The organism is Salinispora fenicalii, assembly GCF_000514815.1.
GTDB lineage: Bacteria > Actinomycetota > Actinomycetes > Mycobacteriales > Micromonosporaceae > Micromonospora > Micromonospora fenicalii.
On record NZ_AZWQ01000037.1, the window covers coordinates 1 to 14,776 of the forward strand.

At 69.4% G+C, this 14,776-nt stretch carries 10 protein-coding genes and 1 rRNA gene; 8 read left to right on the top strand and 3 right to left on the bottom strand.

Going from position 1 to position 14,776, the window contains the following annotated elements:
* Window positions 1–72: 72 nt before the first annotated feature.
* A 5S ribosomal RNA gene (gene rrf, locus B116_RS0117295) occupies window positions 73–189 on the top strand.
* A gap of 220 nt (window positions 190–409) precedes the next feature.
* Here rrf and B116_RS0117300 read toward each other — a convergent pair.
* The gene (locus tag B116_RS0117300) at window positions 410–1,090 is read right to left on the bottom strand and encodes a hypothetical protein (RefSeq protein ID WP_027660792.1); all 681 of its coding nucleotides are present in this window, start codon (window positions 1,088–1,090) and stop codon (window positions 410–412) included.
* Between the two features lie 70 nt (window positions 1,091–1,160).
* On the opposite strand from B116_RS0117300, the gene B116_RS0117305 reads away from it, so the two are divergent.
* From B116_RS0117305 to B116_RS0117315, 3 genes are read left to right on the top strand one after another with little or no spacing between them, the layout of a single operon-like run.
* Window positions 1,161–3,779 (top strand): valine--tRNA ligase, encoded by a 2,619-nt coding sequence (locus B116_RS0117305; protein WP_027660793.1) that lies wholly within the window; start codon window positions 1,161–1,163, stop codon window positions 3,777–3,779.
* On the top strand, window positions 3,776–5,110 hold the full coding sequence (locus tag B116_RS0117310) for a bifunctional folylpolyglutamate synthase/dihydrofolate synthase (protein ID WP_027660794.1): 1,335 nt from the start codon (window positions 3,776–3,778) through the stop codon (window positions 5,108–5,110). The genes B116_RS0117305 and B116_RS0117310 overlap by 4 nt, the downstream gene beginning before the upstream one ends.
* Complete coding sequence (locus B116_RS0117315) at window positions 5,107–5,517, top strand: DUF4233 domain-containing protein (protein ID WP_027660795.1); 411 nt, start codon at window positions 5,107–5,109, stop codon at window positions 5,515–5,517. The genes B116_RS0117310 and B116_RS0117315 overlap by 4 nt, the downstream gene beginning before the upstream one ends.
* 76 nt (window positions 5,518–5,593) lie before the next feature.
* Here B116_RS0117315 and B116_RS0117320 read toward each other — a convergent pair whose 3' ends face one another.
* The gene (locus tag B116_RS0117320) at window positions 5,594–6,928 is read right to left on the bottom strand and encodes a VOC family protein (RefSeq protein WP_026322022.1); all 1,335 of its coding nucleotides are present in this window, start codon (window positions 6,926–6,928) and stop codon (window positions 5,594–5,596) included.
* 141 nt (window positions 6,929–7,069) lie between these two features.
* Between B116_RS0117320 and ndk the strand changes: the two genes are divergently transcribed.
* The 4 genes from ndk to B116_RS0117340 all read left to right on the top strand — a co-directional run bounded on the left by ndk (window position 7,070) and on the right by B116_RS0117340 (window position 13,588).
* Complete coding sequence (gene ndk, locus B116_RS0117325) at window positions 7,070–7,495, top strand: nucleoside-diphosphate kinase (RefSeq protein ID WP_018723956.1); 426 nt, start codon at window positions 7,070–7,072, stop codon at window positions 7,493–7,495.
* A gap of 114 nt (window positions 7,496–7,609) precedes the next feature.
* Complete coding sequence (locus tag B116_RS0117330) at window positions 7,610–9,169, top strand: alkaline phosphatase D family protein (RefSeq protein ID WP_027660796.1); 1,560 nt, start codon at window positions 7,610–7,612, stop codon at window positions 9,167–9,169.
* A gap of 336 nt (window positions 9,170–9,505) precedes the next feature.
* Complete coding sequence (ileS, locus tag B116_RS0117335; protein ID WP_018723953.1) at window positions 9,506–12,685, top strand: isoleucine--tRNA ligase; 3,180 nt, start codon at window positions 9,506–9,508, stop codon at window positions 12,683–12,685.
* A gap of 189 nt (window positions 12,686–12,874) precedes the next feature.
* The gene (locus B116_RS0117340; protein ID WP_018723952.1) at window positions 12,875–13,588 is read left to right on the top strand and encodes a lysophospholipid acyltransferase family protein; all 714 of its coding nucleotides are present in this window, start codon (window positions 12,875–12,877) and stop codon (window positions 13,586–13,588) included.
* Window positions 13,589–13,653: 65 nt separating this feature from the next.
* Here the strand turns inward: B116_RS0117340 and B116_RS0117345 are convergent, their stop codons facing one another.
* Entirely contained in the window at window positions 13,654–14,718 is a 1,065-nt protein-coding gene (locus B116_RS0117345; protein ID WP_027660797.1) for a hypothetical protein, read from the bottom strand.
* Window positions 14,719–14,776: the final 58 nt, after the last annotated feature.

The window sequence follows — 14,776 nt, forward strand, 5'->3', positions numbered from 1 at the left end:
CGTCCACTGTGTATCTCTTGACAAACAAACATTGCCTGTGATGTTAGGTGTGTTTGATATGTCGATATGTGTTACGGCGGTCATGGCGGAGGGGAAACGCCCGGTTACATTCCGAACCCGGAAGCTAAGCCCTCCAGCGCCGATGGTACTGCACTCGGGAGGGTGTGGGAGAGTAGGACACCGCCGGGCAAAACTTCAGTTGAGGGCCGACCCTACCCGGGTCGGCCCTCAACGCATTTCCGACCGCCCTCTTCTCGGCGCAGCGGGTCGTGGTGGTGGTGGTGCCGGAAGAGTTTGGGCTGTGTGAGCTGTGAGCTGGCGGTGTGTGTCTGGTTGTGGGATTCCGGGGATGCCTCCCCTCCGAACCAGAACGAATTGACCTCCGGACCCGGCTGACGCACTACACCAATCAGCGGGCCTGCATCTCGTTGCGCATTTTCCGGAACAGGTCACCGGCTTCCACTGCCGGATGATCTGGAAACAGGCCCATCACCACGCTTCCATGATCTGCCCAGCCGCACACGGCGAACTCCCCACCCACGCCGTTGGTAGTGCCACACTTCAGCACACCATCGAGGGGGCCCGGGGAGAGGCTTCGTAGCCCCCTGACTTCACCAGTCTCGTCGGCCATCAGCCCGAAGAGGCTGTCCAGGTCGCGTTCGGGTTGCCAGAGCAGCGTGGTGCCGCCGAAGACAAGTACCGGTCGGCGTTCGCCGGACGGATCCCGATAGACGGTTCCGAAGCTCTGGTCCAACTCGATGTTGGCGGCGAACCCGTTCCGGAGATAGTCGGCGGTGCTGCGGGCCGGCTCGCTGTCGTCGCGGGTCAACCCGGCCACCTGGGCTGGGCTGGCTATCGTGGCGTCCTGCTGTTGGAAGATACGCCAGCCCACGGTGCCGAAGGCTCCCGCGCCAGCGAGCCCCACGGCGCCCGCGAGCAGCCACGCCACCCGGCGGCGACGAGCTCGGACATCTGCTCGTTTGGTCTTCAGAGCCGGGTCCTCGCCGTTGAGTCGGATCGGCTCGTCGGTCAGGTTGATCGGCTCGGGGGCCTCGTTGACGGCGCGCTCACTGAGGTGCCCGTTGGACATAACCGACACCGTACGCGAAGCCCTGGTGGCGCACGTAAGGTCCGCGGAAGCTCTCCGTAGACTTCCAGGGGTGACCGAGAGACTGGATGCCCAACGCCCCGACGCCCCGACCCTTGCCGGCCAGTATCTGCCCGGCGAGGTGGAGCAGCGACGGTACGAGCAGTGGGTAGCCGGCGGACACTTCCGCGCGTCGGCGGAGAGCGACAAGCCCCCGTACACCATCGTCATCCCGCCGCCGAACGTCACCGGCTCGCTGCATATGGGGCACGCGCTGGACCATACGATGCAGGACGCTCTGGTCCGGCGTAAGCGGATGCAGGGCTACGAGACGCTGTGGCTGCCCGGTATGGATCACGCCGGCATCGCCACCCAGAACGTCGTGGAGCGGCAGCTGGGCGAGCAGGGCCTGTCACGGCATGACCTCGGTCGCGAGGCGTTCGTGGAACGAGTCTGGCAGTGGAAGGCCGAATCCGGGGGCGCGATTCTTGGGCAGATGCGCCGGCTCGGCGACTCCGTCGACTGGGAGCGGGAGCGCTTCACCATGGACGCTGGCCTGTCACGGGCCGTCCACACCATGTTCAAGGCGCTGTACGACGATGGGTTGATCTACCGGGCCGAGCGGATCATCAACTGGTGCCCCCGCTGCCTCACCGCGCTGTCGGACATCGAGGTGGAGCACACCGACGACGACGGTGAGCTGGTGTCGATCCGATACAGCGACGAGGTCGTGGTGGCGACCACCCGGGCGGAGACGATGCTCGGTGACACTGCCATCGCGGTGCATCCCGAGGACGAGCGGTACCAACACCTGATCGGCACCGAGGTCGAGCTGCCGCTGACCGGCCGGTGCATTCCGATCGTCGGTGACGAGCATGTTGACCCCACCTTCGGCACCGGCATGGTGAAGGTGACCCCGGCGCACGACCCGAACGACTTTGAGATCGGCCAGCGGCACGACCTGCCGTCCCACACGATCATGGACGAGCGGGGGGTCATCACCGCCCCCGGGCCGTTTGCCGGCCTGGACCGGTACGAGGCGCGTCCCGCCATCGTCGCCGCCCTGCGTGAGCAGGGCCGGATCGTGGCCGAGAAGCGCCCGTACACGCACGCGGTCGGTCACTGCTCACGCTGCCGTACGACGGTGGAGCCCCGCCTGTCGTTGCAGTGGTTCATCAACACCTCGCCGTTGGCCAAGGCGGCCGGTGACGCGGTGCGGGACGGACGGGTGAAGATTGAGCCGGCGGAGCTGGCCAAGCGGTACTTCGCCTGGGTTGACAACATGCACGACTGGTGTATCTCCCGCCAGCTGTGGTGGGGGCACCGCATCCCGGTCTGGTACGGCCCGGCCGGCGAGGTCGTCTGCGTGGGTCCGGACGAGACGCCGCCGGCTGGCGATGGTTGGCGCCAGGACGAGGATGTCCTGGACACCTGGTTCTCCAGCGGCCTGTGGCCGTTCTCCACCCTCGGTTGGCCGGAGCAGACTCCGGAACTGGCCAAGTTCTACCCGACGAGCGTCCTGGTCACCGGCTACGACATCCTCTTCTTCTGGGTCGCCCGGATGATGATGTTCGGTCTGTACGCGATGGACGGCCGGCAGCCCTTCGATGTGGTGGCGCTGCACGGCATGGTCCGCGACGAGCACGGCAAGAAGATGTCGAAGTCGTTCGGCAACGTGGTTGACCCGCTGGACTGGATTGATCGGTTCGGCGCCGATGCCACCCGGTTCACCCTGGCCCGTGGTGCGAACCCCGGCGGGGACGTCGCCGTCAGCGAAGAGTGGTGTCAGGGCTCCCGTAACTTCTGCAACAAGCTCTGGAACGCGACCCGGTTCGCCTTGTTGAACGGCGCGCACACCCAGGGGGCGCTACCGCTGGCGACGGAGCTGTCAACAGTCGACCGGTGGATTCTGTCCCGGCTCGCGCGCGTCACCGCGGAGGCGACCGAGCAGTTCGAGGCGTACGAGTTCGCAAAGGTTTGTGACCTGCTGTACCACTTCGCGTGGGATGAGGTCTGCGACTGGTATGTGGAGCTGACCAAGCCGCTCCTGGCTGCCGGCGGTCCAGCTGCGGACGTCACCCGGCGCGTCCTCGGGCAGGTGCTGGACCAGCTGCTGCGGCTGCTGCATCCGGTGATTCCGTTCATCACCGACGAGTTGTGGATCGCCTTGACCGGCGGTGAGACGGTCATGACGGCAGCTTGGCCGGTCGCCGACCGGGCGTTGGTTGACGCCGCCGCGGAGACGGAGATCGCCACGCTCCAGCGGGTGGTCACCGAGATCCGGCGGTTCCGCTCCGACCAGGGGCTGCGTCCGACCCAGCGGGTCGTCGCCCGGCTCGACGGGTTGGCCGGCGCCGGCATCGCTGGGCACGAACCGCTGATCCGGTCGCTGGTGCGCCTCGACGCGGCGGGCACGGACTTCCAGGCCAGCGCCACCCTGACCCTGCCGGGGGAGGTTGGCGTCGCGCTGGACACCCGTGGGTCGATCGATGTGGCGGCCGAGCGGGCACGGTTGACCAAGGATCGGGCGGCGGCGGCGAAGGAGGCCGGACAGGCCCGGACGAAGCTCGACAACCCGGCGTTCGTGGGGAAGGCGCCTGAGCCGGTGGTGCAGAAGATCCGTGACCGGCTCGCCACCGCCGAGGCCGACCTGGTGCGGATCGACGCAGCTCTGGAGGCTCTCTCCGCATGAGCGAGCAGAATGACTTCGCTGCCGTCGAGGCGGAGCTCGCCACCCGTGGGTTCACCCGGATGGTCTTCGAGCTGGACCGCATTGAGATGCTGCTGGACCTGCTCGGCAACCCGCAGCGGGCGTACCCGTCGATCCACCTCACCGGCACCAACGGAAAGACCTCGACAGCCCGCATGATCGACTCGCTGTTGCGGGCGTTCGGGCTGCGCACCGGGCGGTACACCAGCCCACACCTGGAGACCGTCCGCGAGCGGATCAGCCTGGACGGCGAGCCGGTGGACGAACAGCGGTTCGTCACCACCTACCGCGAGGTGGAGCCACTGGCCCGACTCGTTGACCAGCGGTCCGCGGAGCCCCTGACCTACTTCGACCTGACCACGGCGCTGGCCTTCGCCACCTTCGCCGACGCCCCGGTGGATGTCGCCGTCGTCGAGGTGGGTCTCGGTGGCGCGGAGGACTCGACCAACGTCCTTCAAGCCGGCGTTGCGGTGTTGACCCCGATCGGACTCGACCACACCGAGTGGCTCGGCGACACGATCTCCGACATCGCGCTCCACAAGGCGGGCATCATTCACAAGGGCGCGACGGTGATCTCGGCTGGGCAGGAGGAGGAGGCGGCACGTCCGGTGCTCGAGCGCTGCGCCGAGGTCGGCGCAACGATCGCCCGGGAAGGCGCCGAGTTCGGGGTGCTGCACCGGGCCATCGCGGTGGGTGGTCAGGTGCTCACCCTGCAGGGGCTCGGTGGGCAGTACGAGGAGCTCTTTGTCCCGTTGCACGGTGCCCACCAGGCGCAGAACGCCGCCGTGGCGCTCGCGGCCGTGGAGGCGTTCCTCGGTGCGGGTGCCCGTCGCCAGCTGGACGTCGAGACGGTCCGGGAGGGGTTCGCCGCGGTGAGTTCGCCGGGGCGGTTGGAGCGGGTTCGTACCGCGCCGACCGTGCTGCTTGACGGGGCGCATAACCCGCAGGGCATGACGGCCACGGTCACCGCACTGCAGGAGGAGTTCGCGTTCAGCAAACTGGTCGCTGTCCTCGGTGTCCTTGGTGACAAGGACGCGTTCAGCCTGCTCGAGCTGCTGGAGCCGGTGGTTGACCAGTTGGTGGTCACCCGCAACAGCTCACCGCGGGCGATGCCGACCCGGGAACTGGCGATGCTCGCCACCGACGTCTTTGGCCCGGACCGGGTGGTGGTGGCGGAGCAGATGCCGGACGCGATTGAGGCGGCGGTGGCGCTGGCCGAGCAGGATGTCCCCGGTGAGCTGGCCGGGATCGGCGTACTCGTCACCGGTTCGGTGGTGACTGTGGCCGATGCCCGTCGGCTGCTGAAGCGATGACCGCTGCGGGACGTCCAACCGGACCGGGGCCGGCGGACGGACCGTCAGAGGGTTCGGTGTCGCCGCCACGCCGCTCCGGCTTACGCAATCCACCGCGGGCAGTAGCCGGTCTCGGTGCTGGGCTCCTGAGCCTGGAGGCCCTGGTCTTGGTGCTGGCCATCCAGCCGATCCGGGTAGTCGGCGGCGGGCTGAGCGCTGCCGCGATCGCCGCTGTGGTGGCGCTGGCGGTGGCAGCGGTGCTGCTGGCCGGACTGATCCGTCGTGCCTGGGCCTGGTCGGCGGGGACCGTTCTGCAGGGCGCGTTGCTGCTCGCCGGCGTGTTGCACTGGTCGCTGCTGGCACTCGGGGTCATCTTCGCGTTGGTGTGGGCGTATGCCCTGCACGTGCGGCGAGTAATCCTCGGCTGACCGACCCGCTCCGGCTTCGGCAACCAACCCACTCCGGCTTCGGCACCGACCTACTCCGGCTTCGGCATCAACCCACTCAGGCCTCGGCGCGTTCCCGCCACTGGGTGAGGGCGATGCCGTGCCCGTCCGGGTCGCGGAAGGCGGCCGCCCACACCTCCAGCTTCGACCCGCGGTTGACGACCCGGGGTGGATAGGTGAAGCGGACGCCGGATCCGCGCAGCCGCGCGTACGCGTCTTCGATGTCGTCAACCTCCAGGTTGACATGCACGAGCCGGCGGCTGATGGGGACGGCCTCGGTGGCCTCCCGAAGCACCAGGCGGGTCGCCCCGGAGGCGAGCACCGCGTTACCGGAACCCTGGTCAACTTCGGTGAAGCCGAGGTCCCGGTAAAAGGTGAGCGACCGGGCCAGGTCGGTGACGAGCAAGGTGAACCCCACGCCGGCAATCGGCGGGTCACCGGCGGGCTCCCCGAAGATCGCCTCGTCCAGATCCGGGATCACCGGTTCCTCGCCGTACGGTGGCATCGGGTCGTCCAGGGGTAGGTCAACCGGGTCTGCGGGGGCAGGCACTCGGAACCCCTCGGCGGCCGGTCCGGGCTCTTCGGCGGTCGCTCGGGCCGGCGTGGCGGTGGACGCGGTTTCGAATGGTGCCGACTGGAACGGTGCTGCCTCGGCCGATGGGTCGAATTGTTGTTCGGCGGGGGGTCGGGGGCTCGGCGCGGCTCGGCGCGGTAGGTCGCCGGGGGCAGGTGGGTTGACCAGTTCCCCATCGAGAACCGTCGGGCCGCCGGGGACGTGGTGTACGACGACGGTGCTGGGATCGGTCGGCGGCGGGGCTGGGTCGCCGTACGGGTCCCGGAACTCGTCGTCGGCCGCCCGGCCGGCCCACGGTGGTGCTTCCTGCTGGATCAGTAGCTCCTCTGCAGGTAGGTCCGGGTCTGGGTAGTGCAGGGGCCGGTCCGCCGCGTTGACCGCGGCGGTTTCGGCGTGGGTCAGCACCTCGTCCCAGAGGACGCGAACGTGCCGCTGGTCGTCGAGCGCCACTCGGATCGGTAGGGCTTGGCCCGGCGCCGGCCACTTGGCGACCGGCACCCGTGGTTCGATGATCTTCTTGGATCGTGGCGGTAGCCCGGGCGCGTCAATGAAGAGCTGTAGCTCGCAGCGGCCGAACGCGTACTGGGTCGGCGGCTCGGAGACGGTGTGCACGGTCCCTTCCCCGATGACCCAGGTGCGCCCGCCGGCCCGAACCGTGGCGAGTGCAACTGCCAGCACCAGGATGGCGCCGCCGAGCGCCACGATCGACCAACTCGGCATGCCCAGCCCGAACAAGATTACGAACGTAGCCACCGTGCCCAACGCCGCGCCGACCAGTTTGCGGACCGGCGCGATCGGGCGGCTACCGCCATTCACCACTGTGGACCTCCTGGGGGGTAGGGGTCAGGCTAGGCCGGCTTGGCCACCGGGGGAAGGACCGACCGCCGCGCCGGCGCCGAGACCGGGCCGATACGCTGACGGTACCCAGCCCGGTCGCCTTCGGCGTACAGGAGGAACAGCGTGTCCAGCAGCAGTCCGGACGAGCGTACGCTCGTATTGATCAAGCCCGACGCGGTCCGCCGCGGGCTGGTCGGCGAGGTTATCTCCCGATTCGAGGCCAAGGGCCTGCGGCTCGACGCGATGGTGCAGCGGACGCTGGACGAGGATTTCGCCGATCAGCACTACGCCGAGCACGTTGACAAGCCCTTCTACCCGCCGCTGAAGGCCTTCATGACCAGCGGCCCACTGGTCGCGCTCGTGCTCTCGGGCGATCAGGTCATCGAGGTGGTACGCGGCATGATCGGCGTCACCGATGGCCGGCGGGCCGCGGCCGGCACCATCCGGGGCGACCTGTCGCTGTCGAACCGGGAGAACCTTGTGCACGCCTCCGACTCGGTCGACAGCGCGAAGCGCGAGATTGGGCTCTGGTTCCCGGAGCTGGTCTAAGGACTGCAGCGCGATCGGTCATCGCGTGTTCCCGGGTTGGTCATCCGGTTCGTGGGGGAAGGTCATCTCGGCTCGGTAGACCCGGCGGGGTAAGTCCCCGACCCGGGAGGAATCATGACCGAGTTCGATCGACGTACGCTCCTGCGGACTGGCCTTGCCGCGGGTGTGGGAGCCGCTGGCGGAGTGCTCCTGGGGGGTGTCGGCGGCACTGTCGGGCCCGCCGCCGCCCGGTGGCGCCCGGCCGGTCGCCCCGTTTTGACCCACGGGGTGCAGAGCGGCGATATCCGCGCCGAGTCGGCGGTGGTGTGGACCCGGGCTGATCGGCCCGGCCGGATGCTGGTGGAGGTGAGCCGCCGGCCGGACCTGCGGGACGCCCGGCGGCTGCGGGGGCCGGTCCTGGACCCGACCGGGGACTTCACCGGCAAGGTACGACTGCGCGGGTTGCCCGCCGGTGAGCGCTGGTACTACCGGGTCCGGGCGGAGAGCCTGGACCGGCCCGGGTTGTGCAGCGAGCCGCGGACCGGCTCCCTGCGGACCGCCCCCGGTCCACGCTCGCGGCGCGACATCCGGTTTGTCTGGACCGCGGACATCGCGGGGCAGGGCTGGGGCATCGCCCCCGACTTCGGTGGCATGTCCATCTTCGCCGCCATGCGCGCCACCGAACCCGACTTCTTCCTCTGTAGCGGTGACACGGTCTATGCCGACAACCCGCTGACCGAGACGGTGTCGCTGCCGGACGGGCGGGTCTGGCGGAACCTCGTCACCCCGGAGAAGAGCAAGGTCGCCGAGACCCTGGCGGAGTTCCGGGGACAGTACGCGTACAACCTGCTTGACGAGCACCTGCGGGCATTCGTGGCCGAGGTACCACAAGTCAACCAGTGGGACGACCACGAGGTGACGAACAACTGGTACCCGGGCGAGGTGCTGACCGATGACCGGTACACGGAGAAGCGGGTTGACGTGCTCGCCGCCCGTGCGCGGCAGGCGTTCGACGAGTGGTTGCCCACCCCGATCCGGGGCCCCCGCTACCGGCGGCTGCCGTACGGCCCGTTGCTGGACGTCTTCGTGCTGGACATGCGTACGCACAAGGACCCGAACGACGGGAACACCTACCCGGATCCGGACCGGGGGCTGCTCGGTGGGGAGCAGCGGGAGTGGCTGATTCGCGAGTTGACCCGCTCCCGGGCGACGTGGAAGGTGATCGCCGCCGACCTGCCGCTCGGTCTGGTGGTGCCGGACGGTTCGGCCCAGGAGGGCCTGGCGCAGGGCGACCCGGGGGCGCCGGCGGGCCGGGAGTTGGAGTTCGCGGAGGTGCTCCGGGCGGCCCATCGCGCCGGGGTGACCGGTATTTTCTTCCTCACCGCCGACGTCCACTACACCGCCGCCCACCACTATGACCCCGCCCGGGCGGCGATCGGCGACTTCACACCGTTCTGGGAGTTCGTCTCCGGCCCGGCGCACGCCGGAGCCTTCGGCCCCAACCAACTGGATGGCACGTTCGGCCCCCAAGCGGTCTTCGTCAACGCGCCGCCCAGCGCGAACACCAGCCCTGCGGCGGGTTTCCAGCACTTCGGCGAGGTGCGTATCGACGCCGACAGCGGCGCCTGCACGGTCCACCTGCGGGACCGCACCGGCAACTCCCTCTGGAGCGTTACGCTTCCCGCTCCGCGCTAACCACGCCGGCCGGTCATGGAGCTGGTCGGGGCTTCATGACCGGCCGGTTCCGCGGTGGGAAAGTCGGCGGCGATCTCTGCCCGGGGTCGGGTAGGGTTGGCGACCACACGGCGACGACCCGGCTATCACCGGTGAGCCTCCGGAAGAAAGGGCGTCCGCGCCCGAGTAGAACCGGACGGGTCCGGCCCGTCACAGCCGGCCAACGAGCGGGCGGTCGATCTTGGCCGCCAAGCGGGGTGGTACCGCGGGCCCGGCCCCGGCACGCCGACGGCGTCCGGAGCGGGTTCGTCCTCGCAGACCCACGAAGAGTGAGCTGCGAAGGAGCGCGACCCCCCGATGGCCTATCCGTTGCATGACCCGACCGCGCCCGGAGTCCCCGCGAGCCCGGACCTGCCCGCGATCGAGCGCCGGGTCCTGGAGCACTGGACGGCCGACAAGACCTTCGAGGCCTCCGTCGAGGCCCGGCCGGCCTCCCGCCGATCGGCGGACGGCGTCGTCGCCGACGGCGCCCCCGCCGACAACGAGTACGTCTTCTACGACGGTCCGCCGTTCGCCAACGGACTGCCGCACTACGGTCACCTCTTCACCGGCTACGTCAAGGACGTGGTGCCGCGCTACCAGACGATGCGTGGTCGGCGGGTGGAGCGTCGGTTCGGCTGGGACTGCCACGGCCTGCCCGCCGAGGTGGTCGCCGAGAAGCAGCTCGGCATCACCAGCAAGGCGGAGATCCTCGACCTGGGCGTGGACCGGTTCAACGAGGCCTGCCGGAGCTCGGTGCTGGAGTTCACCCAGGACTGGGAACGCTACGTCACCCGTCAGGCCCGTTGGGTCGACTTCTCCAATGACTACAAGACACTGGACCTGGACTACATGGAGAGCGTCCTGTGGGCCTTCAAGAGCCTGCACGACAAGGGCCTGGTCTACGAGGGCTTCCGGGTGCTCGCGTACTGCTGGCGGTGCGAGACGCCGCTGTCGAACACCGAGACCCGGATGGACGATGTCTACCGGGACCGGCATGACCCGACGCTCAGCGTGTGGTTGACGCTCACCCCGGACTCCGACGCCCCGGAGCTGCTGCGCGGCGACGTCGCGCTGGGGGTCTGGACCACCACGCCGTGGACGCTGCCGTCCAACCTGGCGCTCGCCGTCGGCCCGGACATCGAGTACGCGGTGTTGGAGCGGGACGGGCAGCGCTACGTCCTGGGCGCCGCCCGGGTTGCCGCGTACGCCAAGGAGTTGGAGGGGTACCAGCAGGTCGGCACCGTGTACGGCCGGGACCTGGTCGGGCGCCGATACACCCCGCTGTACGACTTCCTGGTCGAGCCGGCGGGAGAGCACGCGTACCAGGTGTTGGGCGCGGACTTCGTGACCACCGAGGACGGCACCGGGATCGTGCATCTGGCGCCGGCGTTCGGCGAGGACGACCAGAACACCTGTAACGCCGCCGGCATACCGACCGTGGTCACGGTGGACGACCGTACCCGGTTCACCGCGCTGGTCCCGCCGTACCAGGGTGAGCAGGTCTTCGACGTCAACAAGCCGGTGATCCGGGAGCTGAAGGAACGGGGCGTGGTGCTCCGGCAGGACACCTACACCCACGCGTACCCGCACTGTTGGCGCTGCGACACCCCACTGGTCTACAAGGCGGTGTCGTCCTGGTTCGTCGCGGTGACCCGGTTCAAGGATCGGATGGTCGAGCTCAACCAGCAGATCAACTGGACGCCGGGGCATATCAAGGACGGCTCGTTCGGCAAGTGGCTGGCCAACGCCCGGGACTGGTCGATCAGCCGGAACCGGTTCTGGGGCTCACCGATCCCGGTGTGGAGGTCCGACAACCCGGCCTATCCGCGGGTGGACGTCTACGGCTCCCTCGCCGAACTGGAGCGGGACTTCGGCGTACGCCTGACCGACCTGCACCGGCCGGCGGTGGATGAGCTGGTCCGCCCGAACCCGGACGACCCGACCGGGAAGTCCATGATGCGCCGGGTCCCGGAGGTGCTGGACTGCTGGTTCGAGTCCGGTGCGATGCCGTTTGCCCAGGTGCACTACCCGTTCGAGAACGCTGACTGGTTCGAGTCCCACTACCCGGGTGACTTCATCGTCGAGTACATCGGGCAGACCCGCGGTTGGTTCTACACCATGCACGTGCTCGCCACGGCGCTGTTTGACCGGCCCGCCTTCCGCAACTGCCTGAGCCACGGCATCCTGCTTGGGTCGGATGGGCGCAAGATGTCCAAGAGCCTGCGCAACTACCCGGATGTGTATCACATCTTTGACACGTACGGCTCGGACGCGATGCGCTGGATGCTGATGTCCTCCCCGGTGCTGCGCGGTGGTGACATGGCGGTGAACGAGGCCGGCATCCGGGACGCGGTCCGGCAGGTGCTGCTGCCGCTCTGGAACGTCTGGTACTTCTTCTCGCTCTACGCCAACGCCGACGGGCGTCAGGCGCGGCGGAGCACCGCCTCGGCGCACCTGCTCGACCGGTACGTGCTGGCGAAGACGAACGAGCTGGTCTCGACGGTGCAGGCGCAGCTGGACGGGTACGACATCTCCGGTGCCTGCGCCACCGTTCGGTCCTACCTGGATGCCTTGACCAACTGGTACGTACGCCGTTCGCGGGACCGGTTCTGGTCCGGCGACGAGGATGCCTTCAACACCTTGTGGACGGTGCTGGAGGCGCTGTGCCGCGTGGTCGCGCCGCTGGCGCCGCTGACGGCCGAGGAGATCTGGCGGGGCCTGACCGGTGAGCGTTCGGTGCACCTGACCGACTGGCCGGCGGCGGAGGAGTTCCCCGCCGACCATGACCTGGTCGCCGCGATGGACGCCGTGCGGGGGGTCGCTTCGGCGGCGTTGTCCCTGCGTAAGTCGCGGGGCCTGCGGGTACGGCTGCCGCTGTCGGTGTTGACCGTCGCCACGCCGGCCGCCGCCGCGCTGCGGCCCTTCGCCGACCTGGTCGCCGACGAGGTCAACGTGAAGCGGGTCGAGTTCACCGACGAGCTGGGCAGCTACTGCGAGCAGGTGTTGACGGTGGTGCCCCGGGCCCTCGGCCCACGGGTTGGTAAGGCAGTCCAGCAGGTGATCAGGGCGGTCAAGGCCGGAGAGTGGGAGTTGGTTGACGGCGCTCCGGTCGCCGCCGGGGTCACCCTCGTCGAGGGCGAGTACGAGCTGCGGTTGGTCGCCGCCGACGCCGAACAATCGGCGCCACTGCCCGGCGGTGAGGGCGTGGTCGTCCTGGACACCGAGGTCACCCCGGAGTTGGCGGCCGAGGGGCTGGCCCGGGACGTGATCCGGGTGGTGCAGCAGGCACGCCGGGATGCCGACCTGGATGTCTCGGACCGGATTGTGGTCGCGCTCGCCGCATCCGAGCAGGTGTGGGCGGCGGTCTCCGCGTACCGCGAGGTGGTGGCCCGGGAGGTGCTGGCCGATTCGGTGGAGCTCGCCCCGGGGCTGGCCGGGTTCACCGGTGAGGTGGGCGACGGTGAGCAGGTTGCGGTGACCGTCCGGCGGGTTTAAAAGGTGCGGAAGGGCCCGGGCCGATGCCGGCGGCAGTGTGAGCGTGTCCTTCCTCACCCCAGCTCATTAAGTTGATCTTAAAGTCGGTCACCCGGTTAGCGGACCCACTGCACCTCGCGCGGGGTGTCCGGCGGGGGTCCGCTACCGTGACACCGCCCCTGTACCCGCACTCGAACTGCCGGAGGACCAGTGCCGCTGCTCTACACCATCGGCAAGCTCACCTTGGCGCCCGCGCTTCGGTTGGGCTTCCGTCCGACCGTGGAAGGGCTGGAGTACGTGCCGGAGACCGGCGGCGCGATCTTCGCTGGCAATCACCTCTCGGTCGCCGACGAGCTCTTCCTCGGCACGACCGTCCCCCGGCACTTGGCCTTCTGGGCCAAGTCTGAGTACTTCAAGGGCACCGGGTTGAAGGGGCGATTCTCCAAGTTCGTGCTCTCCGGTCTGGGTGCCATCCCAGTCGAGCGGGGCGGTGGGCGCGCGGCGCTGTCGGCGTTCGATGCGGCCATCCCAGCGCTCCGCGCCGGTGACCTCGTCGTCGTCTATCCGGAGGGGACCCGCTCCCCGGACGGACGGCTCTACCGTGGACGCACCGGCGCGGTCCGGCTCGCGGTGTCGGCGGGCGTGCCGATTATCCCGGTCGGCATGATCGGCACCGAGAAGGTGCAGCCGATCGGTGCCCGGATGCCGCGCCCCTTCACCGGGCGGATCACCGTGCGGTTCGGCAAGCCGCTGGACTTCACTGGGCGGTCGGACGACCGTTCCTCGCTTCGGGCCATGACCGATGAGGTGATGGGCGAGATCCAGAAGCTCACCGGTCAGGAGTATGTCCCGCGGTACGCGCCGGCACGTGGGCGTCCGCCGGCAGACGGGGAGCTGGGCGCGGCCGGAACCGACGCTCAGTAGTAGCCGCCCCGGCTGGTCGGCCCAGCCGGGGCAGCCCAGTCGCAGGAACGGACGTCGGGGTCGGGTCAGTCCGGCTGGGTGACGATCTGCTTCCGTAGGGCGTAGAGCAGGGTGGCGCTGTCGGTCACCGAGAGTCGGGTGAAGACGGCGGTGGCGATGCTGCTGTGGTCGACGGAGGTGCAGACCACCACGCCGGTGCCCTCTTCATGACCAACAGCACACCGTCCGTGTCGGCCGCGGACTCCGGTCCCGATGGTCTGCGAGGCGCCAAGCGCGTACCGACCGGCGAGCCGCTCCATCTCGTCTTCCGCCGCCGACTCTGGCGTGAGCCAGAATCCGGTGCCACCGAAGATCGTCACCTGCCTGCCCGCCCGGGTGCGGTATATGCCGGCGAAGGTGTCGCTGGCCGTCCAGTGCGCCTCGTTCACCCACCGCGCCAACTCCGCCGCGGTCTGCCGGCTGTGGTGGTCCTCGCGTAGGCGCAGGTCCCCGAACTCGGTCGGGAGGGCGGCGCGCGCCGGGAACTGGTTGAGCGCCGGTACCACCCAGTAGGCCGGGCCGCCGCAGCAGCACGCGATGACTAGCAGCAGTACCCAGGGCCACCTGCGGCGGTTGCGGGTCGGTGCCGCGCCGGTTGTCGTTGATGTCGGCTGACCGGGTGCTGGTGGGCTGGCGGAGTCGGCGGGCAGCGGGGCCGGATAGCTGTTGGGAGCCGGTGCGGGGGAGCCGGTGGGGGCCGGCGCGGCCGGGTGCCCGGTCGGCGGCGATGCTGGATCCGCCGAGCCGGAGGAGGGCGGCTGTGGCTGCCGCGGGGCCGACGGGGTCGATTGGGAGGGCAGCTGCTGCGGGGCCGACTGGGTCGACGGCAGGGGTGGCAGCTCGATGGAGAGTAGTCCCCACCCGGTGGTGTCGGTGCCGGCCCATGGGTCGACCGGGGCCCGGTCCTCCGGTGCTTCCCGGCGCTCTTCTGCCGCAGCGCGCTCGACCGAACCGTCCCAGGGCTGCCGGCGCGGCAGTGGCACGGCAGCGGACCCGCTCCTGGTGGGATCCGGTGGTGGGGCGGTCCCGTCGGCCCGGAACTTCTGCATACCGGTCGAGTCGCCTGGTTCGCCGTTGGTCGGCTCCGGCATTGTGTCAATCTCCTCTCGCCGACCCGAGGCTAGTACCGACGTACCCGCGCCCGTGAGC